Raw genomic sequence first — 23,263 nt, forward strand, 5'->3', positions numbered from 1 at the left:
GGCCCCTGGTTCCGCCACGCCGCGAGCGGCGCCGAAGCCGGTATCCGGCAGGCCCCTGCGGGCCGCCGTCGGCTGGTGGGTCTGTTCATCTTCCTTGTCCATCGTAGGCGTGCCCGCCCCTGGGCGGCGGCACACGTGGTCCTTTCACGGCGCGCTTGCCCTGTTCGCCTCGCGCGGGGTCTGCGCTTCGTCGGCCAGGAGGGCCAGTCCGGGGTAGAACTTCTGCCCGTTCGAGCGGAGCATCTCATTGGGCGAGGCGACGCCGACCTCGGCTCGAATGCGTGTGGCGAACGCGCGGGTCGTGGCGGGGCGAAGGCCCTCGCCGTCGAGACACCACGCACTGTACGCGCGGTACAGCGCTCCCTGTTCCACCTTCAGATCACGGGGATCGGGCAGATCCACCCCCGTGGTGCAGCACTCGGCCAGGAACCGCCCGATGTGGTCCTCGGTCGTGGCGTACGCCTGCGTGGCGGTACGAACCACGCTGGGCCCGGTCAGGGCCGGCTTGGTGGCGAGATAGGCCTTGGCCCCCTGGATCATCCAGTGCAGGATGCCGGGGCCCTCCTCCTGTACGAGCGCCTCCGCCAGGTTGTCGATCTTCCTGTGATCGGGGACGACCTTCTCGAACGGGATCAGCCGGATCCGGCGCCAGAAGGCATGGCCGCCCGTGCCGACCTCCGGCCGGTGGTTGCCCAGGAGCCACAGCTTGTGGGTCGGCTCGAAGCTGAAGAAGTCCTGCCGCATCCGCCGGGCCTTGAGCCGGTCGCCGCCGGTCAGCAGTTTGACCCGCGCCTCGTCGAACTTGTCGTGGGGCTTGAGCTCGCTGCAGACGAACAGGCGCCGGCCGTGCAGTTCCGTCAACTCGGTCGAGTGCTCGTTGAACTTGCCGCGCTCCATCAGGAACCCGGGCGGGGCCACGTCTGCGTAGTCCCCGAGGATCTTGATGACGACGTCGAGGAGCGCCGACTTGCCGTTGGCGCCCACGCCGTAGAGGAAGGGCAGCACCTGGCCGCCGACGTCACCGGTGATGGAGTAGCCGAGCAGGAGATGAAGAAAGTTGATCATCTCCTTGCCCTTGTCGTCGTCGCCGAAGGTCTGGTTCAGGAAGGCGTGGAACCGGGGCGTGGGCATGGCCTCGGGGGCCAGGTAGGTGGCGCGCGAGTGCAGGTCCCGGGTCGGGTCCGGCTTGTGCAGGTCACCGGTGCGCAGGTCCACGACACCCGCGGGGGTGCACAGCGCGTACTTGTCGCCGTCCAGGACGTCCGGGTCCAGGGCGAGCTCGGGGGAGGCCTTGGCCTGCGTGAGCATCGCCTTCACACCCGAGGTGGACATGGCGCGCTTGCGGTGCTGCGACAGCTCCCGGTCGGTGAAGACACCCCGGGGGTCGTGGGTGGGCAGTTCCTCCGCCATGTCCCCGGCGGCCCAGATCGCGGCCTTCTCCCCGCCGGTGCGCTTCCACCGGTACTCGTCCCACACGTACCAGCCCAGTCCCTCCACGTGCCGGAACCGGTTGTGGTGGAGGTGGGCGAACAGCTTCGCGTTGCCGCGGTCGCTGAGGTTCTGCAGCAGCCCCGTCGTGACGAAATCGGCTCCGCCGCCCCCGGCCGCCGGGGCCCCGCTCTGCTGGGCCGGCAGACGCCTGCCGCGCGCGGCGGCAGCGGTGTCGGTGCCCTCGGTGGCGAACGCAGCAAGCTGTTCCGCCGCTGCCTGGGCGTTGAACCCCGTGCTTCCGGCGCTGCTCATGGGCGTTCCTTGGGATGGATCGGTCGGTCGCTTCCGGCACGGAGCCCCGCTTCGACGATGAGGACGTTGCGGCGCGTCTGGTGGGGTCGTGCGTGGTCCGCGGCCTCGAGGAGCAGCCGGCGGCATTCCCCGGCTGCGAGGAGGCCCCCCGCAGCGAGCCCTCCGGCGGTGAAGGCCGCCCGGTTGAGCTTCTCGCTGAAGGCCGTTCCGGCCGGGCTCGCCCCGCAGGCCCGCACCTCGTCCAGGAGCCCCTCGAGAGCCCGCTGCCCGCCCTGCAGGGACCCACGGCCACGCGGACCCCGTACAGGCCCTGCAGGGGCCGCCACGGGCTCCGCAGCGGCCGTGTCGACGCCGTGGCCGGTCCGCACGAGTTCGGCGGTCAGCCACAGCGGCAGGGCCGCGGGCAGCCGTGCACCGGGCAGCGCCTCGTACACGCCGGCGGCCGTACGCGTCGTGGGCGCCACGATGTAGCCGCCGACGGCACGTACGTCGACCTGCCAGGCCAGCGCGACCTTCGAGCTCGATCCGCTGGAACACCGCAAGCGCGGACCGCCCTTGGGTACCCGGTACCAGATGTGCATCCCTCCGGAAGGCGTACGAACCCGCAGGGTCGACGTGTCCTCGCAGGGGTTGGGCCGGGACCGGTACGCGGCCAACAGCGCCAAGGTGTCGTAGCCGCTGCCGAGTCCGGTCAGGTCGACCCGCTCATCGATGGGGATGCCGGGCAGCAGCCGCTCCCTGCCGGGCACGGAGGCAGCATGCGCATCGACATCGATGACGACGAGCCCGGCAGGCCCGCAGGAGACCCCGATCCCGAACTCGGGCTCGGCCGCCCACCAGTCCTGAAGCGTACGGAGGTCGGTGGTGGCTGCATGGAACCCGTGGCACCAACGTCCCCGGGAACGGCAGGTGCAATCCTGCGGGGAATGCAGACCGCCCCGGCAGTCGGGGCAGTTCGGAGCAGGTGTCTTGGTCCCTGGGGCCAGGGGATGGACCGGATACCCGCGCTGGGCCATCCACGTCGCCACGTCCAGTGCCGTCCCGCCACTCACGCCCTGGGGCAGGTTCTGGGAATAGACGGGCACTGGCTCTTCCTTGACGCGCGTTCAGGGACGGTTCCTCCTGTCCCGGGCCGCTCTCCGAGGTGCTCGTCCGACCTGCACGTCAGGGACCAGAGGGACTGAAGATTCACTATCGCGGAGCGTACCTCAGACATCACGCAGGCTCCGCCCGATATAACCGCTGTATTGAGAGTTCAGTCCCTTCAGTCCCTCAGTCCCTGAAGTTCTACCCCAGTTCGTCCGCAAAAGTTCCCCGATCCACCCCGGTGCACGCCCGGGCGTGTCGCGGCCCGAACCCCCCGTCGGCAAGCGTCACTCCACCCCTCCTCCACCAGGACCCGAGAGTCCCTCGGTACGGCAGCCCTCCCCGCTGGGGAGCTGACGGAGATCCCGGCACGCCTTCCCCGGCACCAGCACCCCCAGGTACTCAACGGTCCCTGCCCTCGTTCAGTCCCTCCATTTTCAGTCCCTCGACAAAGTCGCAGGTCAGAGGCTTGGATCCGCGATCTCAGGGACTGAAGGGACTCAGAATCACTACTTCCACGCTTTACGTGCGTGCGTGTATGCGCGAGCGCAAGAAAGAGCAGGTAGGGGTACCCATGTTCATATCTGGCTCATAACTAGAAAGTTGAGTCCCTTCGGTCCCTGTCGCCGCGAGCCCGAGCCCCTGACCTGCAGGTTTATGCAGTGACTGAAGGGACAGGGACCGAAGGGTCCAAACGGCGCTTCAGCCCCTGTCCGGGGAGGGGGGTGCGGAGGGAGGGGTCCGGCTCGGCCCGAGGTCCGTCATCCGGAAAGCGAAGCACCTGCATCACCTCTTCCCCCGAACCCAGGCCAGCGCCGAGCCGGTGTTCCCCCGGGCGGCTCCACCCCACAGACGCGCTACGGCCGATCCCTCACGGCGCTGGGTACGACGGCGGTCACTGAACCGGCAAGGTGTGCCGCCGCACCGGGAACCTTCCGACAGCCCACCCCGTTGCCCGGGGACGACCGTCCCCAACCGAACCCAGAGGTACCGTGCCCAAAGCCTCATCCGTCCCCACCCCGTCCCCACTCCCGCCGCTCGCCGCCCAGGCCGAGCGCCTGATCGAGCTCGGGGTGCACCGGCTCGCGGGGATGCCCGCCGACGAGCTGCGCGCCTTCGCAGAGGAAGCCGAAGGCCGGTACGGCGACGCCCTGCTCGCCGTCCACCCCGACCGCGCCCCGGCCTCCGCCCTCACACCGCTGCTCCGCCACGATGCCAAGCCCGGCTTCGTCGTCACCGACATGCCCGACGTCGACCGCTTCGCCCCGCTCGACGGCATCGCGCTACCCGACGCCCCGCTCTACGTCGTCACCGGCCTCGACCGCGGCGACCACATGGCCAACTGGAGCCCGGAGGAGGCACTGCCCGCCCTCACGGAGCAGGACCGCACCCCGCTGCTCCTCACCGAGGGCATCCACTGGGTGCTCCAGCAACCGGCAGCCCTGGAACGCAACCGCTGCTTCATGACCATCGGCTCCCGGCTGCGCAAGGCGAACGGCGCCCTGGACGCCCGCACCCCGGCGATCTGGATCAGCAACGGCACGGGCCGGGACGGCCGCGAGCGGCGCAACGCCCCGAAGGTCGGCTGGTGCTGGTGGGGCAACCGCCACACCTGGCTGGGCTTCGCCTCCGCCACGGCCCGCAAGCCTTAGGGGGTGTCATGCCGATCAGTCCGGGCTCGCGTCGCCTCCCGGGGGCGTGTCAGCTGCGGCTGGCGTCGATGACGCAGAACCGGTTGCCGTCGGGGTCGGCGAGCACGACGAAGTCAGGGTCTTCCGGGTACAGGTCCCACTCCACCCGCTGCGCACCCAAGGACACCAGCCGATCCACCTCGGCAGCCTGCTCGGCGGCATCGTCCGCGTACAGGTCCAGGTGGACCCGCGGATGCTCTTGAACCGGTGTCTCACTCAGCCCGAGCGCCAGCTGGACCCCGGCCCCCGCTGCCGGCGTCAGCACCACCCAGTCCTCTTCGATCTCCCCGCGCGGCAGATACCCCAGAGCCTCCGTCCAGAAAGCGGCCGCACGCGGCACATCCGAGACACCCAGCACCACAGATCTGATCGTCAGCACGCACCAATCCTGCCGGACGCTCCGGGCTGTCAACAGCTGCCACAGCAGCCGGCGACGATGGCTGCGCCGCCGGGCCGTCAGGGCGTTGCCCCCTGTACCTTCCTGAACATCTCGAAGACGGCGGCCGCGACAGGCAGCCACTCCTCCGGCGGGACGTCGCCGGGCAGACGGCGAAGCTCGACCTGGACCAGCCCGGCGGCCCCGGACGCGTGTCCGGGATCGAGCCGGTGGTGCTGGCCCATGGCCGGCGAACTGGCCTTCATCCCCTCGGTCACCGTGCTTCCGCCACCCGCCGACATCAGGTCCGGACCACCAGAGGCGATGCTGTCCAGCCACGGCTTGCGCTCCGGGCCGCGGGACGCCGCCTTGTCTCCCGCACCCCGGTCGAGGAAGCCCATCTTGTAGACGGGCTCGCCGGGCGCGAGACCGGCCACTTCGAGAATGCGGCCGGGATCGAAGGCGGACTTCGCTTCCGCAGGCAGCGCCGCGTACATCGAGGAGAAGCTCATCCGGCTCATCAGCGGCAGGAAGTACTTCGCCTGATCGTGCCGTCCGGACTGCTGGGCGCCGGCCAGCAGGTACGAGAACACCAGCGCCAGCAATCCCTTGAGTTCTCGCGTTTCGGCCGTCTGCCCGTCGAGGTCCGCGACGTACTCCTCGGTGAAGTGCCGGGCGTTCCCGAGGATCGCTGCGTCCCGTTTCGGGTCGGCGCCGCCGAGCGTGGTCGTGTCGGTGCGCGTCTCCGGCTCGTCCCCCAGCAATGCCATGTCCCCCGGGTTCGACGGGGACTCGAGCGGGAGTTCCTGGCTCACGACCGCCTTGAACAGGGCGAGCATCCGCTCGAGGCTGACACCCCCGGTCGCCTGCGGTTTCGCCGTTGCCGGGTACACACGGTCCCCGCCGGACACGTACACATCGCTCCCGTTGTGCCGGTGGGTCGTGCCCGCGTCCGACAGCACGTCCTTGAGCTGCGTGTCCGCTTCCATGAAGGATGCGAACTTCGCATGGGTGTGGAGCGTGCTGAATGCCGCGGCCATCTCGCCGACCGCCTTGGCCATCCTCTCCACCTCCGGGGCGTCTCCCTCCTCCTCGAAGGGAACGGTGACGAATTCCAGCGCGCTGGAGTCGGGAGTGATGTACCAGTCGCCCGAAGCCGCCTCGAAGATCTTCTCGTTCTTGGCGACCACCTGCTCGTCGTCGGCCCTCACGAGCATGTTGGTCTCGAATTCGAATCCGACCTTCCGCTGGATCGGACCGTCTCCACCGGCGGGAACAGAAGCAGAAGCATCGGCGGCGGCGCTCTGCGCCCCGGAGGGCGAGGGCTCCACCTCCCGCTGGACCGGAGCCGGGGCGGCCATCGCCGCCGCTGAAACCGCCTCCGCCTCCCGCTCGGCGTAGTCGTTCTTGTCGGAGATCTTCAGACCGTTCCCCATGACGGTTCCGGGCACCGAGCCCTGCCGTTGCTGGCGGACATGGTGCAGCTCGTGCGCCAGGGTCTGTGGCCTGGATACGTCTCCGACGACGTGGTTACCGGAGGTGAACGCGATCGCGCCGATGGACCTGGCCACGTCGATGTCGCGCGGGGAGTCGTGGACGGAAACGGACCGGAAGATGCCGCTGGGAGCGCCCATCCGGCCCTCCATGTCCGACCTGACCGCTTCAGGGAGCGAGCGCCCCCGGGACGCGAGCACGTCATGGATCGCGGAGCGCTGGACGGGCTCGGCGGACTCCCCGTGGCTGCAGCCTGCGTGGTGCTGGTGGGCGTTCCGTTGCAGCACGCGGGTCACCGCGGCGTTCCCGGCGCTCAGCTGGAGCGCGTGGATCGCGGCCGGTGTGGCCTGGCCGGCCGCGCCGAACGGCGCCGGACTCTGAGCGGTCGACACGGCGCGGGGTGCGGGAGGGCGCGCCCTGTCCCCGTCAGGTGCCTTGCCGTCGTCTCGCACGTGCATGAAACGTCCTTCCCAGGGAGCCGAGGAGTCTCCTGCTCATCTATGACGAGCCGGCGGCACGACCGGAAGGGGAACGAGGGCACACCTCCGTACACACCTGCCCGGCCCGAACGGGCAACGGCGGCGCCTGGCGCGGGGAGGAGAAGCGCCAGGCGGCTCAGCGGACGCCGCGGCTGAGCAGCGCACCGTACTGGCGGAGGAGGCCGCGGAACTGGCCTCTCGGCATGCTGTGCACGAATGAGGGCGGCGTACGCCGACGTCGTGTCGGGTACGCCGCCCTGGGGGCGGACGGGGGCGGCTGCCGGAGGCAGGCCGCGCGCTCACATCGCCTACTTGGGGTCGCGCTTGAACTGTGCCGTCGACCAGCGGTAGCCGAGTGCGATGAGGGCGATGGACCAGCCGAGGGCGAGCCAGCCGTTGTTGCCGATCTCGGTGCCGAGGAGCAGGCCGCGCAGGGTTTCGATGGCCGGGGTGAAGGGCTGGTACTCGGCGATGGGCTGGAACCAGCCCGGCATCGAGTCGATCGGGGTGAACGCGCTGGAGATGAGGGGGAGGAGGATCAGCGGCATGGCGCTGTTGCTGGCGGCTTCGGCGTTGGGGCTGGCCATGCCCATGCCGACCGCGATCCAGGTGAGTGCGAGGGCGTAGATGGCGATGAGGCCGAAGGCCGCCAGCCATTCCAGGACGGAGGCGTCGGTGGAGCGGAAGCCGATGGCCACGCCGACGAGGCCGACGAGGACGACGCTGGCGATCGACTGCAGGACGCTGCCGACGACGTGCCCGATGAGCACGGAGCTGCGGTGGATCGCCATCGTGCGGAAGCGGGCGATGATGCCCTCGGACATGTCGGTGGAGACGGACACCGCGGCGCCGACGACGGTGCTGCCGATGGTCATCAGCAGGATGCCCGGCACGATGTAGGCGATGTACTCGTCGCGGCCGCCGCCGCCGATGCCGCCGCTCATCGCGCCACCGAAGATGTAGACGAAGAGCAGCAGCAGCATGACCGGGGTCATCAGCAGGTTCAGCGTCAGTGACGGGTAGCGGCGCGCGTGCAGGAGGTTGCGGCGCAGCATGGTGGAGGAGTCGCGCAGGGCGAGGGAGAGGGAGCTCATCGGACGGCCTCCTTGGCCTCGTTGGTCTGGCTGGGCACGGTGGCGCCGGTGAGAGCGAAGAACACGTCGTCGAGGTCGGGGGTGTGCACGGTGAGCTCGTCCGCCTCGACGCCGGCGGAGTCCAGCCGGTCGAGGATGGTGCGCAGTTCGCGCTGGCTGCCGTCGCTGGGGATCTGCAGCGCCAGTGCCTCGTCGTCGCGGGCGACCTCGCCCAGCGCGGCGGCGGCGGCCTGGTAGGCGGCCGGGTCGGAGAACCTGAGCCGGACGTGTCCGCCGGGGATGAGTCGCTTGAGTTCCTCGGCGGTGCCTTCGGCTGCGATTTTGCCGTTGTTGAGGACGGCGATGCGGTCGGCGAGCTGGTCGGCTTCCTCGAGGTACTGGGTGGTGAGGAAGACGGTGACGCCGCCCGTGACGAGTTCGCGGATGATCTGCCACATGTTGTGGCGGGAGCGCGGGTCGAGGCCGGTGGTGGGTTCGTCGAGGAAGATGATCCGGGGGTTGCCGACCAGGGTCATGGCGATGTCGAGGCGGCGCTTCATGCCGCCGGAGTAGCTGGCGGCGGGCTTCTTCGCGGCTTCGACCAGGTCGAAGCGTTCGAGGAGTTCGGCGGTGACGCGCTGTCCCTCGTTCTTGGGCAGGTGGTGCAGGTCGGCCATGAGGAGCATGTTCTCCTCGCCGGTGATCAGTCCGTCGACGGCGGAGAACTGTCCGGTGACGCCGATCGCCGCCCGTACTGCCTGCGGGTCGGTGGCCAGGTCGTGGCCGGCGACGCGGATCTCGCCGGCGTCGGGGCTGATCAGTGTGGAGAGGATCTTGACGGCGGTGGTCTTCCCGGCGCCGTTCGGCCCGAGCAGGGAGAAGATCGTCCCTTCCGGAACGCTCAGGTCGATGCCGTCGAGCACGCTCTTGTCGCCGTAGGACTTGCGCAGCCCGTTCGCGGCGATGGCCAGGTTGGTCATGGTGGGGTGCTCCCTTTAGAGGCTGCGGGCGGTGATGTTGCCGTAAGAGGTGCTGGCGTGGATGTTCAGGTCGGGGGTGCCGCCGGTGTTCTGGAGCGAGTTGTGGATGCGGCCGTAGGTGGTGCCGGCGTCCAGGGCTGCGGAGACGCCGCGGGCGGCAACGACGGTGATCTCGCCGTGCTCGGTGCGCAGCGTGACCGTGCCGCGCACGGCCTCGGTGATCTGGAGGTCGCCCTTCTGGGTGCTGATCTGCGCGTCCCCGCCCAGGCGGCCGACCGAGACGTCACCCGACATCAGGGTCAGACGGGCGCTCGCCGCCTCGTCGATCTTGACCGTGGCCTGCGCACCCTCGAAGGAGACGTCACCGAGGCGTCCGACGCCCCGGAGTTCGGCGCTGGCGGCCTTCGCCTCGACGCGGGAGCCGGCGGGCAGCTGAACGGTCACCTCCACCGACCCGGAAGAGCCGAGGATCCGGTTCTTGACCGGAGCGGCCTCGATGCGCAGGACGCCGTCGACGTAGGTGACGGTGGTCTCCTTTGCGGCCTTCGCGTCACGGCTCTTGGAGGCATCGGCGGGCAGGATCTCAACGGTGGTGTTGTCCCGGTCGGCGGCGATGAACCGGATGTGTCCGGCGGGGATGTCGAGGACGGCGGAGATCGGGGCGGGGGTGTCGAACTTCTGCATGGTGCTCTCCTTGCTCATGTAGCGCGCTCTCTCGGCCCGCTGTTTCTGATGATGGAAAAGCTACGTTGCATTCAGAGATCTGGCAACACTGTCGTTGCGCAAAATCGCCATCACTGCAGGTAGAAGCCGAGAATTCGTTGCAATGGGATCGAATCTAATGCAACACTCCCCACCCCATGCGTTGCAATGGATCGGGGGTGAACGCTATACTGGTGCCCTAGAGACGCCCTGGAGACACGACAGACCGCGAAGGAGCCCGCAATGCCGGGAGGCAGACTCACTCAGCAGGAACGCCAGCAGATCGCGCTGGGGCTGGCCGACGGCATCGCCTACGCGGAGATCGCCAGGCGTCTGGACCGTCCGACTTCAACGGTCACGCGTGAGGTGATGCGCAACGGCGGCCCGGCCGGCTACCGCGCGGACCTGGCCCACCGGGCCACTGAACACCGCTCGCACCGCCGCCGGCAGGCCGCGCCCCGCGACCCGAAGACACCCGCGCAGACCCACGGCCGCGACGCCGAGGCGGTGCGCGAGTACGAGGAGACGTTCACCACCGTCCTCATGCAGGCGGGCACGCCCAAGATGATGGCCCGGGTGCTGGCTTGCCTCTACATCACCGACACGGGCAGCCTCACCGCGTCCGAACTCGTCGAGCGCCTCCAGGTCAGCGCGGCGTCGATCTCCAAAGCGATCGCCTTCCTCGAGGGCCAGGGCCTGGTCCGCCGGGAACGCGACGAACGCCGCCGCGAGCGCTACGTCGTCGACAACGACGTCTGGTACCAGTCCATGATGGCCAGCGCCCGCGGCACCGCCCAGCTCGCCGAGACCGCACGGCAGGGCGTCGGCATCCTCGGCCCCGGCACCCTGGCCGCCACCCGCCTCGAGAACATCGCCCGCTTCGTCGACTTCGTCTCCGAGAGCATCGCCCGCGCCGCGGAACAGGCCCGTGACGTCCTCTACACGAAGCCCGAAACGCCCTCGGACAGCGCCACCTGAACCACGGTCAGCGTCTGCACCCGGCGTCCGGGGAGGGCGGCGGCGAAGCGGTACGGTCGGCCGAGCACCTCGCGGTCGCAGCCCCCAACAGCAGCAGGCCGTCCCAGGTGTAGCTGCGGTCCGGCTCCAGGTCGTACACCAGGGCGGCCTTTGCCTTGTCTGGCTCCAGTGCCGGCACGAAGGCGCTCACCAGCCGTCCGTCCGGGCTGACGGCCGGAGTGAAGCGCGCGCGGGCGGCGCCGTGCCACGGGTCGTGGGCAAGCTCCCAGCGCAAGCCGCCGTCGAGGCCTCCTGCGGTCCAGGCTGGCGCTTACGCGTCAACATGCCGTATGGACGACCGCGAATGGCAGAGTTTCGGCTTACCGTTCGACCGTGGTGATCACGATGATCATCTGGTCAGGCGGGCGGAGGGGAACCGGTGTCGTTCAAGGGGGAGTGGGGCCGTGACCGCGCATACGTGGGTATGCGCTTGAACGGGGTGGGCGGTGCGACGGCGGGGCCGTTGGCGCCGGGTGGTTCGGGTGGCTTCGGTTCGACGCCGGCGGAGAAGACGGCAGCGGCGGGGACGATCGAGACCGAGTTGCAGCCGAACACGAAGAAGGCCGCCGACCATGCGGACGAGGCGACCGACACCGCCGGCAAGGGCTTCGAGGACTGGGACACGGCTGTCGGCCTGAAGAAGGTGGCCGACACCTGGGACAAGCAGGTCACCGTCCTGATGGGACGCCTCGCCACGGAGAAGAACTCCCTGCGCGGCGCCTCGCACCTTTTCGCCCGCAATGACATCGGCCTGGGCGATCGGTTCCGCGCATCGCAGTCGAAGCTGAACGGCCTGTAGGGGGACTCACGTGCTGACGTACTACGAAGTGATGACCACCGACCTGGCCTTACTCACCGCAGCCGCCGCGAAGTGGGATGAGATGGCGGGTGAGCTGAAGAAGGTGGAGACCCGCTACGGGGACACGGTCCAGAAGATCACCGTGAACCAGAACTGGACGGGTGTCAGCGTCGGGGCCGCGCACACGAGCTTCGCCGCGACGCGCTACGAGTACTCGGCCGCGCAGATCCAGGCGAAGGCGGTCGCGAGTCTGCTGCGGGATGCACATGAGCAGTTCACCGATCTGAAGAAGAGGCTCGAGACCGCGCGCGATCAGGCGATAGCCGCCGGAATGACCGTCTCCGAGCAGGGAAACGTCGCCTTCGATTTCTCCAAGCTCACCCCCGCCGAGCGCCAGGCCTACCACCACGACCCGGACCTCCCGGGCACGGTTGCCAAGTGGCAGCAGTACTTGGCCGACCGCGTGAAAGCCGTCGCCGAAGCCGACCAGGGCGTCAAGATCGCTCTTGAGGCGGTCGTTGTCGACAGCAACAAGGACGCGTTCGGCAAGGGCAACGACGAGACCCTCAACGGGTTCAACGCTGACGCGCAGGGCGACATCGAGGTCTACGAGGCCCGCAACGCCGAGGACATCGCCACCCGCATCAACAGCGGCGAGAAGGTCTCCGCCGCCGACCATGCCGAGCTGAACCGTTCCTTCCGTGACAACTCCTCGCGTCCCGAGTTCACGCAAACCTTCCTGAACGGCATGGGTGCCGAGAGCACGCTGAAGTTCACGAACAAGCTCGACGATCACGCGTACGGCGACGACAAGGGCAACAAGCAGCGCTACCTGGACCTGCAGAAGGGGCTCGCCAACTCACTGGCGAACGCCATGCAGGACCCCAAGTCCGAGTTCTACAAGAACTTCCGCACCGACCTGGCCAAGGCCGGCCTCGCCACCTACGACCTCAAGCAGATCGGCGATTACACCCTCGGCCGGAGCCATGGCCAGCAGGTCCACGGATATCAGAGCCTGGCCACCCTCATGAAGCACGGAGACGGGTACTCCACCCCCTTCCTGCACGACCTGGCCACGGATATCCGTAAGGCCGAGGACAAGGGCCAAGGCGGCAACCCGGATATCTGGGACCTCACGGGCGACTTCAGCGGTGACAACAGGGGGTGGTTCGCCAACGACCCCCTCGATAGCGTCCTCGGCATCATGTCGAAGAACCCGGAAGCCGCCACCTCCTACCTCGACCCGGGCCCGGATGGTAAGAACGACAACCTCCAGTACCTGCTCAAGGACCGCGACTGGAACCACGTGGACACCACCACGTGGATCGGGAACAGCGAGCGCGTATCTGCCGACACCTTCGACAAAGACGTCCGGGCCGGCCTGGGACTCGTCCTGGAAACCGGCACGACCGGCCACGCACCGGGATCTCCCAACACGGAGATCACCCGGCATTCCGAGGCCGAGGCCCGCATCATGCACGACGCCGTCAACCTGTTCGACTACGGCGACGGGAACGGCAAGGACGACAAGGGCGAGCTGAAGGGGCAGGGCGACAACGTCCTGAAGAACGAGGAGTACGCGAACGTACGCGGTCCGCTTGCCCGCGCTCTGTCCTCCTACTCCCCGGACATCGTGGACATCATCGCCGGCGAGGGGCCCGGTGACAGGGTGGGCAAGGACGACGCGCTGGCCGCCGGCGACGACTCCAGGATCCAGAACAGCAGAGGCAGTGTGCTGCGTGTGCTGAGAGGGGTGTCGGAGGATCCGGAGAACTACTTCCTCCTCCACGAGTCTGAGCGCCGCTATATGGCGGAGCAACTCACCACCTCGGACCTCTCCGATCCCGAAGCCCTCAAGAACCGAGCGGCCAAGATCGGCGAGGTCAACGGCGCGATCAACGCCATAGGAGGCGACATCAAGCTCAGCGAACGCGATGCCGTCCTGAGCGCGGCCGGCGACAAGAGGGTGTACGGGTACCACGTCATCGGCGGCGCCATCACCGGCATACCCATTGTCGGCGACCTCGCCCAGCGGACGGTCGACGGGGCCTGGAACGAATGGCTCAAGGGAGTCACCGCAGAACAAGGCCTGCTGGCACGCGAGCGCATCAGCTCCGCCAACGACGCCGCGCAGACAGACCTCGACAAGTTCTTCCAGAGCTGGGGACATGAGACCCACCAGTCGGCGACCAGCGTCGGAGCAGCCCAGCGAGAGGCTCAGCAGAGTTACACCGGTGGGCGTGAAAGTGCCTACCTCGCCTTGCGAGAAAAGAAGTAATCCTCATGCCCCTGCGTACTCGAACGCGTCGGCGAGCCACGCGCACAGGACTCGCCACGCTTCTCGCCCTGGCCGGCTGCGCCGGACTGCTCATATGGTGGAACACCGACGTCATGGGCCAGGGTCACTTCTGCAACGGCGCGCTCACCTCAGCAGAGCTGAGCCCCGTGCTGGACGGCCCCGGCAGGCTGACCGGGAAGAGCCTCTACGAGGCGTCGGATCCGTACGGATTCTCATGCACCGTGCAGCGAACCAGTAAGTTCCTGCGAGCCGACCAGCCCGAGATGAAGTTGGAGCTCTCCTTCGACAGGGCCGACTTCGCCCTCGGCTCCCGACTGTGGAAGGACCCGTCGGCCTCGTCCTACTTCGTGGGCGGCGCCACCGGCGCCGCCTCCGATACCCAGGCCTGGGTCCTGCTCCCTACCAGCTGCTCGGGTAAGACTGCGCCCGGCGTCCAGCGCGCCAACGTACCGGCACTCAAGGTGAACCTCACCCACGGCCGGGCCGCCCGCGAAGATCTGGCCCAGGCCGCGATGAGCGCAGCCCGGCACGTCGCCGACAGGCTCGGCTGCACGGACGGCAGCGCATTGAAGGCTCCCGCGGGCCTGCAGGGTCCATCCGATTCCGGTGAACCACAGCCCACCGACCCGGCCAACGCCTGCGGCATGGCCGGCTTCAGACTGCCGGAAGCCGCTCTCCTCAAGGGGAAGGCGGAACCCGGGACCGAGCGAGTGACCGGAAGCAACTCCAAGACGAGGGTCTGTGAGCTGACCCTGAAGGGTCCTGGCGCACCTCACATCACCCTGGCCGTCAGCGAGGATCCCCTCCTGACCCAAGGGGTACGCCGCGATGACACAGCCACTCCGCAAAACACCCGCACCGTCAGCGCCTGCACCGCAGGGGACCTGTACGTCGCCATGAGCTACGACGACACGTACCGCAACCTGCTGCTGGACGCGGGCAGCACCTCGCACGAACAGGCCCGGACGGCCCTCTTCGCGGCATTCTTCGACACGGTGGCCAAAGGCCGGGGATGTAGGACCGACTGAGACGACGCCGCCTCATCCCTCGAACCGGCCGCGCACGAATCCGCTGTCCAGGCGACGAGATCTTCACGGTTCGGCCGTCGGGAAGCTCCACGAGAAGGGCATGTTGTAACTGCGGCGAAGGAGACCGAGGAAGGGAGTCGGCCATGGCGACATGGGGACTGATCCTGGAGACAACGGTCGGCTCGGGCGAGCGCAAACACACCGAGGCCTACGTGATGGCGCACGTGGAGGGCGAGCGTGAGACGGCTCTGGCGGAGCTGGAGCGGCGGGCGCGTGCCTACACGCCGGAGCACCCCAGGAGCCCCAGGCGTCGCCGCCTCTTCCGCGACGGTGATGGATTTCTGCTGGTCGTCGACGGCGCGTGGCAGTCCCACGCCACCCGCTTCTCCGCTGCCCAACTCCTGGACGACACCGACCGCCCTGCACCAGCGGAACAGATCATCGCTGAACCAGTCGCGGCTGAGGCGCCGACACCCCCGCCCCCGCCCCCGCTGCCGCCGTCGGTGGCGGTGGAGCGCGACGAGGACGGCGTGCCGGTGAAACCAGCATGGCTGGGACGTTCCGACCTGCCGTGAGAGGAGGATGGCAGCGGCCGCATCGGGCGCGCCGGGCTGCGCCGGCCGGTGATGCTGTGGGTGCCAGGCCCGGAGCGGCGGTGACGGAGGCCAACACCGATTCTCGCGCAGCCGCCGACTCCGTACCCGGCGCGGGTCCCTCGCCCAAGACCGATTTCCCGACCTTGCCGCCGCCGAGCAGCTGCATGCTGCACAGCGCTCCCCGCAGGCTCTGCTGCGGAAGCCGTTGGCCAGGCTGTTGCGGCACGAGCCTCAACGTCCAGGTCACGGCATGGGCAGTAGGATCTGCCGGATGCAGAACCACCTCATACCCAGCCCGCTTCGTGCAGCGGATCCGGTGCTTGTTCCAGTGGCTGGGAAGCGCCCACGACTGGAGGCTTTGGACGGGCTTCGTCTGATTGCGGCGCTGATGGTTGTCTTTCACCATTATGTCGGATTTGGTGGGAATGCTCAGGCATCCAAGAACGCTTGGACCAAGCCGGTGGACGTGGTGTTCCCCACCGCCTCTTGGCTTGCCTCGTATACCTGGACCGGAGTGGAGTTCTTCTTCGTCATCAGCGGCTTCGTGATCTGCATGAGCAGCTGGGGGCGCAGCCTGGGTGACTTCTTCACGTCCCGGGTGGTGCGGCTCTATCCCGCGTACTGGTTCGCCGTCCTGGCCACCACCGCCGTGGTCACGCTGTGGCCGCTGGTCGTGCAGCCCCTCGGCCTGAAGGACGTGCTGCTGAACCTCACCATGCTGCAGGAGCCATTCCGCGTCGCATCGGTGGACGCCGTGTACTGGACGCTGTGGGTCGAGATCCGCTTCTACCTGCTGTTCGCCCTGGTGGTGTGGAAGGGAGTGACCTACCGCCGGGTGGTCCTCTTCTGCGGGTTGTGGACGGTTGCCTCGGTACTGGTCACGGCTGGCCGGGCGCCCTTCGCCGACTACATCGTCATGCCCGAGTACTCGCCCTACTTCATTGCAGGTGTGGCCATGTACCTGATGCACCGCTTCCGGCCGACCCTGCTGCTGTGGGGCATCGTCGCCATCTCGTGGCTCTTCTCGGTCCGCCAGGTTGCCCTTTACAACGACGCTCTTGCCGTCAGCCTCGGCCGGACCATGGACGCCAAGCCGGCCATTGCTCTGATGACCCTCGGCTACCTGGTGATGCTTGCGCTTGCCCTCGGCCGGTTGAACTGGGTCAGGGGCAAGTGGCTCACCGTGGCAGGTGCGACGACCTATCCCCTCTATCTCCTCCACGAACACATTGGATGGACCGGAATCCGGCTGCTCCGCCACCACCTCTCGCCTTGGGTGCTCGTCGCCGTTATGACCTTTGGCATGGTTGCTGCCGCCTGGCTGGTCCACCGGTTCATCGAGCGGCCCCTGTCTGCGGTGCTGAAGCGAGGCCTCACCCGGGGCATGGGCTCTCTTCGTGCGCACTCGGACGCGGTGAAGGCTGGCTGAATTCGCCGCCCACCCGCCGAGGCCAGCAGCATCATCGCGCGCCGGTATCGCACCGTGCTGGTGCTGCCCCGGCGCACGATCCGCTGCAGCTTCTGTCCCTCCTGCTCGGTCAGCCTGCGCACCCTGACCGGCTGTGCCATACCGCTTCCCCGTGCCCATCGGACGTGTCGCCACATCCAACCGGCCCGAGGCCCGTCACCACCAACCCGGTGATCGTTTCCGGTCACGGCCTAGGCGCCGAAGTAAGCAACCGAGCGAGCGTGCAGTTGGCCGGATGGGCGGCCATCTACGGCGCTCCTTACCCCTACGGTCGGTGCGCCATGATCAGCTCGAACTCCTCCAGGCTCAGCAACCTGGCGTTCAGCTTCTTGAGGGACGCGCCGCGGATCGCCGACTGCGGCCCCCGCGTCGCGACCAGCGCGGCCTTGTCGCGGAACAGCGCGCCGACGTGTGCACGCCCCGCCGCAGCGTTCAGGAAGAGCGTCGCGCTGACCGCACCGTCCAGGGCCTCCAGCTGGGGACGGCCCAGCTCCTCAAACGTCTGCCGGTACGCGGGCGCGTCGGACGGGTCGAACTCCACGTACCCGGTCCGCATCCACATGCCCGGCGCCACCTTGGGCGCGGGCGTGTACGACACGGCCTCCCAGTCGTCGACGGTCACGGTGTCTGCGAAGGGCGCCAGCAGCTCCAGACGGCGCTCGCGCAGCCGCGTATCGCTCTCCGCCCGAGCGCTCTCGCTCTCCCACCACGACCCCATGAGGATCTTGCCGATCTCCCCGTCCGCGAACAGCCCGAAGCGGTGGTAGCCGGGGTTCTGGATGAGCAGTCCTGGCGCCTCGCTGCGGAGCGCGTCGAGCACACCCTCGAGCTTGGCCGGGTCGCCGGTGGCGTAGGTGGTGCGCACGTACCAGGTTTGCATGGCTCGTCCTGTCGGAGGGAGGCTCCCGCGGCGGTGGCGCGCGGCTCCCCTCCATGCGAAGCCGAACCGAGCCGGTCCGCGACGCGAGTGGCCCATTCGGTGGTGGCACGGGGTGGGCTGGGGCTGGTCGCACTCCTGGAGCGCAGCCGTGCGAAGAACGCCACCACCTCCCGGTGTGGCTCGCCGGACAACTGCTCCACTCCCCGACCCTGCGGGGCAGACGTGCCCACGCTGGTAGGCCCCGCCGAGCGGGCCGCCCACGCCGAGCAGCTGCGCAAGGAGGTCTCCGAGGCGCTCCACCCCCACGTCGTCGCCGAGTTGGCCGCCTCCCTGGCTGCCCGCAACCCCGGACGCCCGGCCCCGTCCCTGCCGTACATAGGCGACGCCCCTGACGCCCGGGACCTGATCCTGGCCCTCACGGCCGCCCGGGCCGCGATCGAGGCCGCCGACGCCGTGGTGCTGCGCGCCGCCGGACACGCATGGGAGTTCCACCCATGCGTCCGGCCCGCGCCAGAGGCCCTGATGTCCGGATGCCGGCCGCCCAGCGGCACGCTGCCGACCAGTTCGGCCTGCGGGCCACCGGCCGGCCCGCCGCCGGGCCCCGTAGGGCCGTTGTCACAGCCGGCGGCTACCTTGCAGCTCAGCACACAGCCAAGGCAGGACGCAGGGACAGGGAGCGGCAATGGTCGTCGAGGAGGGGTCGCGCAGGCGTGGGACCTGAAGGCCCGCGCGCCCTGGCGGCCGATATCCGCCGGGGAGGCCCGGGAGCGGGATGCCGCCGGGCTTCCGTACGTCGTGGTGTACCGGGAGCCGGGCCGGGAGGCTCCGCTGGAGGTCCTCGGGACCACTACGTCGGGCTGTGGGTCTACGACGCCCAGGGCCGCCGCACCCACGACCTGGACATGCGGCTGCTGGACGACCCGTCGCGGCTGCTGCGCCGGTACTCCGTCGGCTGGTACTACACCGGCCCGGAGATGACGGAGTTCGACAAGGCGTGCCCGCGCATCACCGTGGACCTCTTCCCGGACGGGAGGGGCCGACGGACGGAGGAGGGGCAGGGGCAGGGCAGGGGCTCCTCCACCACCTCGCCCAGTCTCCGCGACGACGAGCGCTGGATGGACCGCCCCGCCTTCGGGGAGTGGCCGCTGCTCTCGGCCCAGGTGCACGGGCTCATCGAGCCGCCGGCCTTCGAGGCGGCCGAGGCGGCCGAGGCAGCCGAGCCCGCCCACGGCGACGCCCCCGCCACCTGCTGGCGTCCGCCGCGCCCCGCGCAGCCCGGGCCGATCAACGAGCTATTCCGGCCCGGGGTGCGCGTGACCGACGGGTACCACCCCGAGATGACCGTCGTGGAGCCGCGCCGGGTCGGCACCCTGCGCGTGCCCAGCGGGCTGCTGGCCGTCTCCGGCCCGGACACCGACGAAGGCGACGGGCCGAGCATCACGGTCCCCGTCCCGCCCGGGGAGTACGTACTCGACGAGGCGCGGGTCCGCTTCAGCTACCACTGCGAGTGGCGGGACGCCGAGGTCACGACCACGGAACCCACGGCCGTCCGCCTGCTCGTCAGCGAGACCCCCGCCGCGACCTGGGAGATGGCCCTCGGCCCGGACGACGATCCCCGGCTGTTCATCGAGAAGCAGACAGCCGGCTTCGACACCGACGGCGCCACCGGCTGCTTCGCCGACGCCGGGGCCTGGGAGCCGCTCATCGCGCTCTTCGAGCGGGGGCTGATCCAGGGGGAGCCGGACCTGGACGGGTACGAGGACATCGACGACGGCTCCATGTTCATGCAGCGCACCTGGGACGAGGCTTCCGGCGGCGAGCTCATGGCCTTCGCGACGACCGGGGACGGTACCTACCCCGTGTGGGTCGGCAGTTCCGAAGCCGGCGAGGTGGTCGGCGTCGTGGTGCTGGTGGAGGGGATGCCCGAGCTGCTCCCGGAGCGAGACGGAACCACCGCCGATGCCTGAGACGACGTACGTGACCTTTGAGGAGTCCTGGGACGCGGAGTCCCGTACCGGAGGCCGCGAGCTGTCCCCCGAGGAGGCGTGAGCCCGGGATGCCGCCGGCCTTCCGTCAGCGGTGATCTACCGCGCGCCGGGTCGCGACGTCCCGTTCGGGGTGCGGATGGTGGCGGCGTACGACGAGCACGGCCGCCGGACCGCCGAGGCCGAGCTGCGGCTGCGGGACGACGAGGGGCGGCTGTTGATCCGGCGCCTGCTCGTGCGGCGGTGCCCGGACGGGCAGACGGCGGAGTTCGATGTGCACTGCCCCCGGACAGCGGTGGAGCTCTCCGCCGACGGTACCGCGCTCATCTCGCACCAGCCCGAGGGCAGGCGGGGCGCCTCCCCGGAGGCCGAGGTGGCGGTGGCCGAGGAGGACCTCTGGACGGCCCGCCCGGGCTTCGACGACCGGCCGGCGCTCACGGTCGCGGACGCGCGGACTGGGTCGCTGCGAAGCGGGCCCCGAGGCGTCCGGCTGGCACCAGGAGCCTTCCCGGCTGCTCGGGTCCACCGACTTCGACCAGGTCTTCCGGCCCGGCACCCACATCCCCGGGCTGACGGTCCTCGACCCGGTCCGGTCCGGTTCCGTGTCCATGCGAACGGGGCTGGCCTGCGGCGGGTCACGGCTGACTAAGCGGGGCACGCCGGGGACCCAACATCCGGGCACACGTCCCGACCAGCATGGACGCGAGTGCTGTCCTTCGACCTGGTGACTTCTCTGAACCAGGAGGGTGTGTGCCTTCTACGGGCGCCCTGGGATCTTGTGGAGGCCTGCGCGGTAGAGCGTGGCGGTCTTCTCGTGGCGGGTGGCCGGGCCGCGGCACCTGATTCAGCGCACGCAATCCAGCGTTACGCAGGGCGTGGTGTGGTACGGCGGCACTCGAGTGGTTCCGTCGACGTTCACGTTGTTGTAAGGGTCTCCACTCGGCTGGGTGACCCCGACGTCGTCCTTCTCGACCGTGCGGGTCAGCTTCTTCACGGGCCTGGGCGTCTTGGTGAGGCGCTTGACCGTGCGCAGGTTGTCGGTGTCGGTGTCGGTGGTGATGCTTGCGGTTGCCGTGGTGGGAGCGGCGAAAGCGGTGGAGGAGAGCGAGACGCCTCCGCCGGCCAGGAGGGTGGCGATGAGCAGGGGGGCGACACGTCGGGTCCCGGTGGCGGTCATGGGGGAAGGCTCCTCAGGAAAAGTGGGGAGTGCGCAGGGGCAGGTTGCCCGTCTGTCGGCTCTGTCGGCGTTAAACCGTGACTCCATTGCGCCCCACGCAGGGCCTGCGGTCACGACACGGAAAGTCGGGGCTTGACACACCGGCCCACCCGGCCGGTCACGCGTCGGGGGCGCTCGCCTGCGCTTTCCCGCGTTGGGAGTGCGCGGGGAAGCGCAGGCCGCGCCGGGTCGGCCCGTGGCCGCGACGAGCCGCAACGCGCCGCCAGCGGTGCAGCGGGTGCGACGCCGGAAGGATCCAGGGGCTGAGCGCGAGGCAGCGATCTTGTACGAGATGGCCGCCGCGGCGGCGAAGGAGAAGCGCAGCCGGCGAAGACGGCCTCCGCTGGTCGGAAGAACCATGCACGCGCCATCGCGACCAGTGCTGACCAGTGAGCCTTTCAGCGTTGCCTCTCCAGGGTGAGGACTGCCTTGGCGATTGACGTCATTCGCTTGGGGCTGCCCAGTGTTCTTCGGAAGATCCGTCAGGACTTCAGCCGTGCCATGCCGCGTTCGACGGGTGCGCGGGAGATGGCCAGTGCCCGGTTGACCGTTGGCTCAGGTGCGGACAGTTCGCTGCCGGGCGGTCGTGTACGTCCAGGATCGCGCGAACGGGGCTGAGGTGTCGGGCTGGGCGGCCTTATCTGGGCTAATCACCTTAAAACAGGCGACAAGAAGTGCAGAAATGTCCAGACGATGCCATATGTATCGGCCAGGGGGGTTTTGAGTCACCAGATTCAATTTTCCTTTGCAGGCAGGTGCGGACCTATGAAGGATTTCTCCCGTTCCCAACAGGGGGAATCATGGGAGGGGATTTCATGAAGATTGCTGGTAGATCCGTTCGCCATCGCGGGCGCAGCGATTGCGGCTGTAGGCCTCGCGGCGCCGGCCGCAGCGGACACGTCTGCAACCGCCAGCGCCTCCGGAGCCACCGTCACCGTCCACCATCGCGGGGACGGTACCCAGCCGCCTGCAGGGCTGGGCAACCCCTCTGAATGGGGTGTGGTGACGTTCAAGATGGACGCTTCGGCGGACTCCGCTAGGTCGCTGGCGAGTGCATGCCTCAGCCCGTCCAGCGGGGGCACCTGGTGTTACGGCTGGTACGCAAGAGAAGTCAGCCCCGGGGTAATCAATAAGTACTGCTACTCGAATTACGCGCACCAGACGAAGGGGCACTCGTCCACGGTGAAGCTCGCGGGCAAAACGCGTCGCGTTCACGCCGCAGCCGGCGACACCTCTAACGCGAACCTCACTGCGGGTCTCGCCTACACCTGCTCTACCTACTACAGCGTCGACTAGGTTCTGATCCCCGCACCAAGCGGTAACTCCTCGGAAGGTGCGGTAGGTTGGTGCGCCGCTCGGAGGCTGTTCGGTGGCCCGCGCAGTCTCGGAGTGGCGCCACCTCCGACTCGGACTTACTCGCTGAACGGGGAAGATAAATCATGCGCTTTACGCGTGCTCGAGTTGTGTCGGTCGCTGTGTCTCTCGTGGCGGGTTTGCTGCTTGGCCTGGTGGGTCCCGTTGTCGGGAAATGGGATAATCGCGTTTGTGTCGCCATGGGTATTGTTTTTTCTAGTGGTTGGCCGTGGGCCTGCTACGCATTGCTGGTGGGTTATTTCCGCCGATCTAAAATCGAGTCGGCATTGCTGGCGTCTCTGGGATTGGCCATCGGCGTCGTCGCATACTACCTTCTCAAGGAGGTGAATCCCACCATTCCGGCCGGAATGGAATCCGCCACCTCCATTCCGGATGGAATGGAATCTGGCACCTCCAGCGGGGGGCAAATTCTCGTGTGGGGAATAGCAGCTTTCGTGTTTGGTGCCCCTGTGGGACTCATGGGGAACGTAGCGCGAACGCCCGGAGTTGGTGGCCTTCTGTTCCGTCTGGTTGTTCCATTGATCGCCTTCTTCGAGGCGACTCAGCGGTTGAACGTAGAGGCGGACTCGCAGGGTCCGGTTTTCGCCATAACCTGGAACGTAACTCGCATCGCAGCATGCGTCGTCGCCGTGGCTCTCATCGGACAGACGGTGTGGAGCTGGCGCGTTCGGCGTGGCCGAGCCGACGGGCGAGCGGAAGCTGCCGCGCCTGCACGGCGTCTCTGACCCCTCGAGCTGACGTTATCCCCAGAAACCATCGAACTCCGGCTCCGTCGCCTGGGCTTCCCCACCCAGCGAGGACGCACGGCGGCCATCCGCCACCTCGTCCTCCAGGCCCCCGCACCCGTGATCGCCCGCATGCTCGGCTACCACGACGAGACCACCGCGCAGCTCGCCGCCGAGGTCGGAGGAACCTGGCGCCACTATGCTCCGGGCGACCACACACGGTGACCACGAGGGCTCACTCGCGACGCCGCT

The 23,263-nt window shown here is 68.7% G+C and carries 21 protein-coding genes and 2 pseudogenes; 10 read left to right on the plus strand and 13 right to left on the minus strand.

What is annotated here, in order from left to right:
- Positions 1-144: 144 nt before the first annotated feature.
- Both ACZ5WG_RS29670 and ACZ5WG_RS29675 read right to left on the minus strand, forming a co-directional pair.
- Positions 145-1,743, minus strand: a complete 1,599-nt coding sequence (locus tag ACZ5WG_RS29670; protein WP_468727160.1) for a DNA primase family protein — start codon at positions 1,741-1,743, stop codon at positions 145-147.
- Positions 1,740-2,771 carry a bifunctional DNA primase/polymerase gene (locus ACZ5WG_RS29675; protein WP_468727206.1) on the minus strand — a complete coding sequence of 344 codons (1,032 nt, stop codon included), beginning with the start codon at positions 2,769-2,771 and terminating at the stop codon, positions 1,740-1,742. Before ACZ5WG_RS29675 ends, ACZ5WG_RS29670 begins: the two co-directional genes overlap by 4 nt.
- A gap of 1,050 nt (positions 2,772-3,821) precedes the next feature.
- On the opposite strand from ACZ5WG_RS29675, the gene ACZ5WG_RS29680 reads away from it, so the two are divergent.
- Positions 3,822-4,481 carry a DUF5701 family protein gene (locus tag ACZ5WG_RS29680; protein WP_468727162.1) on the plus strand — a complete coding sequence of 220 codons (660 nt, stop codon included), beginning with the start codon at positions 3,822-3,824 and terminating at the stop codon, positions 4,479-4,481.
- 49 nt (positions 4,482-4,530) lie between these two features.
- Here the strand turns inward: ACZ5WG_RS29680 and ACZ5WG_RS29685 are convergent, their stop codons facing one another.
- The 5 genes from ACZ5WG_RS29685 to ACZ5WG_RS29705 form a co-directional block, all read right to left on the minus strand.
- Positions 4,531-4,899 (minus strand): VOC family protein, encoded by a 369-nt coding sequence (locus tag ACZ5WG_RS29685; protein ID WP_468727164.1) that lies wholly within the window; start codon positions 4,897-4,899, stop codon positions 4,531-4,533.
- Positions 4,900-4,976: 77 nt separating this feature from the next.
- Positions 4,977-6,848: an eCIS core domain-containing protein gene (locus ACZ5WG_RS29690; protein WP_468727165.1), complete on the minus strand. Its 1,872-nt coding sequence runs from the start codon at positions 6,846-6,848 to the stop codon at positions 4,977-4,979.
- Between the two features lie 329 nt (positions 6,849-7,177).
- Entirely contained in the window at positions 7,178-7,963 is a 786-nt protein-coding gene (locus tag ACZ5WG_RS29695; protein ID WP_468727167.1) for an ABC transporter permease, read from the minus strand.
- Entirely contained in the window at positions 7,960-8,922 is a 963-nt protein-coding gene (locus ACZ5WG_RS29700) for an ATP-binding cassette domain-containing protein (protein WP_468727169.1), read from the minus strand. Before ACZ5WG_RS29700 ends, ACZ5WG_RS29695 begins: the two co-directional genes overlap by 4 nt.
- 15 nt (positions 8,923-8,937) lie before the next feature.
- Positions 8,938-9,606: a DUF4097 family beta strand repeat-containing protein gene (locus tag ACZ5WG_RS29705; RefSeq protein WP_468727207.1), complete on the minus strand. Its 669-nt coding sequence runs from the start codon at positions 9,604-9,606 to the stop codon at positions 8,938-8,940.
- Positions 9,607-9,867: 261 nt separating this feature from the next.
- Between ACZ5WG_RS29705 and ACZ5WG_RS29710 the strand changes: the two genes are divergently transcribed.
- Positions 9,868-10,602 (plus strand): GbsR/MarR family transcriptional regulator, encoded by a 735-nt coding sequence (locus ACZ5WG_RS29710; RefSeq protein WP_468727170.1) that lies wholly within the window; start codon positions 9,868-9,870, stop codon positions 10,600-10,602.
- Between the two features lie 7 nt (positions 10,603-10,609).
- Here ACZ5WG_RS29710 and ACZ5WG_RS29715 read toward each other — a convergent pair whose 3' ends face one another.
- Positions 10,610-10,876, minus strand: coding sequence for a hypothetical protein (locus ACZ5WG_RS29715; RefSeq protein WP_468727171.1), 267 nt, complete (start codon positions 10,874-10,876; stop codon positions 10,610-10,612).
- A 189-nt stretch (positions 10,877-11,065) separates the two neighbouring features.
- On the opposite strand from ACZ5WG_RS29715, the gene ACZ5WG_RS29720 reads away from it, so the two are divergent.
- From ACZ5WG_RS29720 to ACZ5WG_RS29740, 5 genes are all read left to right on the plus strand, one after another.
- Positions 11,066-11,440: a hypothetical protein gene (locus ACZ5WG_RS29720; RefSeq protein ID WP_468727208.1), complete on the plus strand. Its 375-nt coding sequence runs from the start codon at positions 11,066-11,068 to the stop codon at positions 11,438-11,440.
- A gap of 10 nt (positions 11,441-11,450) precedes the next feature.
- On the plus strand, positions 11,451-13,718 hold the full coding sequence (locus ACZ5WG_RS29725; protein ID WP_468727173.1) for a DUF6571 family protein: 2,268 nt from the start codon (positions 11,451-11,453) through the stop codon (positions 13,716-13,718).
- A gap of 5 nt (positions 13,719-13,723) precedes the next feature.
- Positions 13,724-14,767, plus strand: coding sequence for a hypothetical protein (locus ACZ5WG_RS29730; RefSeq protein WP_468727174.1), 1,044 nt, complete (start codon positions 13,724-13,726; stop codon positions 14,765-14,767).
- A gap of 143 nt (positions 14,768-14,910) precedes the next feature.
- Positions 14,911-15,342 (plus strand): hypothetical protein, encoded by a 432-nt coding sequence (locus tag ACZ5WG_RS29735; protein WP_468727176.1) that lies wholly within the window; start codon positions 14,911-14,913, stop codon positions 15,340-15,342.
- Positions 15,343-15,634: 292 nt separating this feature from the next.
- Complete coding sequence (locus ACZ5WG_RS29740) at positions 15,635-16,792, plus strand: acyltransferase family protein (RefSeq protein WP_468727177.1); 1,158 nt, start codon at positions 15,635-15,637, stop codon at positions 16,790-16,792.
- On the opposite strand, the pseudogene ACZ5WG_RS29745 reads toward ACZ5WG_RS29740, so the two are convergent.
- Together ACZ5WG_RS29745 and ACZ5WG_RS29750 are read right to left on the minus strand one after the other, a co-directional pair.
- Positions 16,792-16,932, minus strand: a pseudogene (locus ACZ5WG_RS29745) (IS630 family transposase); the annotation flags it as partial. The gene ACZ5WG_RS29740 and the pseudogene ACZ5WG_RS29745 sit on opposite strands and share 1 nt — an antisense overlap.
- Positions 16,933-17,096: 164 nt before the next feature.
- A complete protein-coding gene (locus ACZ5WG_RS29750; protein WP_468727178.1) occupies positions 17,097-17,711 on the minus strand; it encodes a hypothetical protein in 615 nt (204 codons plus the stop codon).
- A gap of 902 nt (positions 17,712-18,613) precedes the next feature.
- On the opposite strand from ACZ5WG_RS29750, the gene ACZ5WG_RS29755 reads away from it, so the two are divergent.
- Positions 18,614-19,678: a DUF4241 domain-containing protein gene (locus ACZ5WG_RS29755; RefSeq protein ID WP_468727179.1), complete on the plus strand. Its 1,065-nt coding sequence runs from the start codon at positions 18,614-18,616 to the stop codon at positions 19,676-19,678.
- Between the two features lie 106 nt (positions 19,679-19,784).
- Here the strand turns inward: ACZ5WG_RS29755 and ACZ5WG_RS29760 are convergent, their stop codons facing one another.
- The 3 genes and pseudogenes from ACZ5WG_RS29760 to ACZ5WG_RS29770 form a co-directional block, all read right to left on the minus strand.
- Complete coding sequence (locus ACZ5WG_RS29760) at positions 19,785-20,306, minus strand: hypothetical protein (protein WP_468727180.1); 522 nt, start codon at positions 20,304-20,306, stop codon at positions 19,785-19,787.
- Positions 20,307-20,540: 234 nt separating this feature from the next.
- Positions 20,541-20,873 (minus strand): hypothetical protein, encoded by a 333-nt coding sequence (locus ACZ5WG_RS29765; protein WP_468727181.1) that lies wholly within the window; start codon positions 20,871-20,873, stop codon positions 20,541-20,543.
- 437 nt (positions 20,874-21,310) lie between these two features.
- A pseudogene (locus ACZ5WG_RS29770) lies at positions 21,311-21,508 on the minus strand (IS5/IS1182 family transposase); the annotation flags it as partial.
- A 418-nt stretch (positions 21,509-21,926) separates the two neighbouring features.
- Between ACZ5WG_RS29770 and ACZ5WG_RS29775 the strand changes: the two are divergent.
- Together ACZ5WG_RS29775 and ACZ5WG_RS29780 are read left to right on the plus strand one after the other, a co-directional pair.
- Entirely contained in the window at positions 21,927-22,208 is a 282-nt protein-coding gene (locus ACZ5WG_RS29775; RefSeq protein ID WP_468727209.1) for a lactococcin 972 family bacteriocin, read from the plus strand.
- A 188-nt stretch (positions 22,209-22,396) separates the two neighbouring features.
- Positions 22,397-23,011, plus strand: a complete 615-nt coding sequence (locus ACZ5WG_RS29780) for a hypothetical protein (RefSeq protein WP_468727182.1) — start codon at positions 22,397-22,399, stop codon at positions 23,009-23,011.
- The last annotated feature ends 252 nt before the right edge of the window (positions 23,012-23,263 follow it).

It is taken from the genome of Streptomyces sp. NPDC032745 (assembly GCF_055579465.1).

Bases quoted from the DNA above. Each gene is read 5' to 3' on its own strand.
- ACZ5WG_RS29670 (WP_468727160.1), bottom strand. From the start codon at position 1,743: ATGAGCAGCGCCGGAAGCACGGGGTTCAACGCCCAGGCAGCGGCGGAA.
- ACZ5WG_RS29690 (WP_468727165.1), bottom strand. From the start codon at position 6,848: ATGCACGTGCGAGACGACGGCAAGGCACCTGACGGGGACAGGGCGCGC.
- ACZ5WG_RS29695 (WP_468727167.1), bottom strand. From the start codon at position 7,963: ATGAGCTCCCTCTCCCTCGCCCTGCGCGACTCCTCCACCATGCTGCGC.
- ACZ5WG_RS29700 (WP_468727169.1), bottom strand. From the start codon at position 8,922: ATGACCAACCTGGCCATCGCCGCGAACGGGCTGCGCAAGTCCTACGGC.
- ACZ5WG_RS29705 (WP_468727207.1), bottom strand. From the start codon at position 9,606: ATGCAGAAGTTCGACACCCCCGCCCCGATCTCCGCCGTCCTCGACATC.
- ACZ5WG_RS29710 (WP_468727170.1), top strand. From the start codon at position 9,868: ATGCCGGGAGGCAGACTCACTCAGCAGGAACGCCAGCAGATCGCGCTG.
- ACZ5WG_RS29720 (WP_468727208.1), top strand. From the start codon at position 11,066: ATGCGCTTGAACGGGGTGGGCGGTGCGACGGCGGGGCCGTTGGCGCCG.
- ACZ5WG_RS29730 (WP_468727174.1), top strand. From the start codon at position 13,724: ATGCCCCTGCGTACTCGAACGCGTCGGCGAGCCACGCGCACAGGACTC.
- ACZ5WG_RS29735 (WP_468727176.1), top strand. From the start codon at position 14,911: ATGGCGACATGGGGACTGATCCTGGAGACAACGGTCGGCTCGGGCGAG.
- ACZ5WG_RS29740 (WP_468727177.1), top strand. From the start codon at position 15,635: ATGCAGAACCACCTCATACCCAGCCCGCTTCGTGCAGCGGATCCGGTG.
- ACZ5WG_RS29750 (WP_468727178.1), bottom strand. From the start codon at position 17,711: ATGCAAACCTGGTACGTGCGCACCACCTACGCCACCGGCGACCCGGCC.
- ACZ5WG_RS29755 (WP_468727179.1), top strand. From the start codon at position 18,614: ATGCGGCTGCTGGACGACCCGTCGCGGCTGCTGCGCCGGTACTCCGTC.
- ACZ5WG_RS29760 (WP_468727180.1), bottom strand. From the start codon at position 20,306: ATGGACACGGAACCGGACCGGACCGGGTCGAGGACCGTCAGCCCGGGG.
- ACZ5WG_RS29765 (WP_468727181.1), bottom strand. From the start codon at position 20,873: ATGACCGCCACCGGGACCCGACGTGTCGCCCCCCTGCTCATCGCCACC.
- ACZ5WG_RS29775 (WP_468727209.1), top strand. From the start codon at position 21,927: ATGGACGCTTCGGCGGACTCCGCTAGGTCGCTGGCGAGTGCATGCCTC.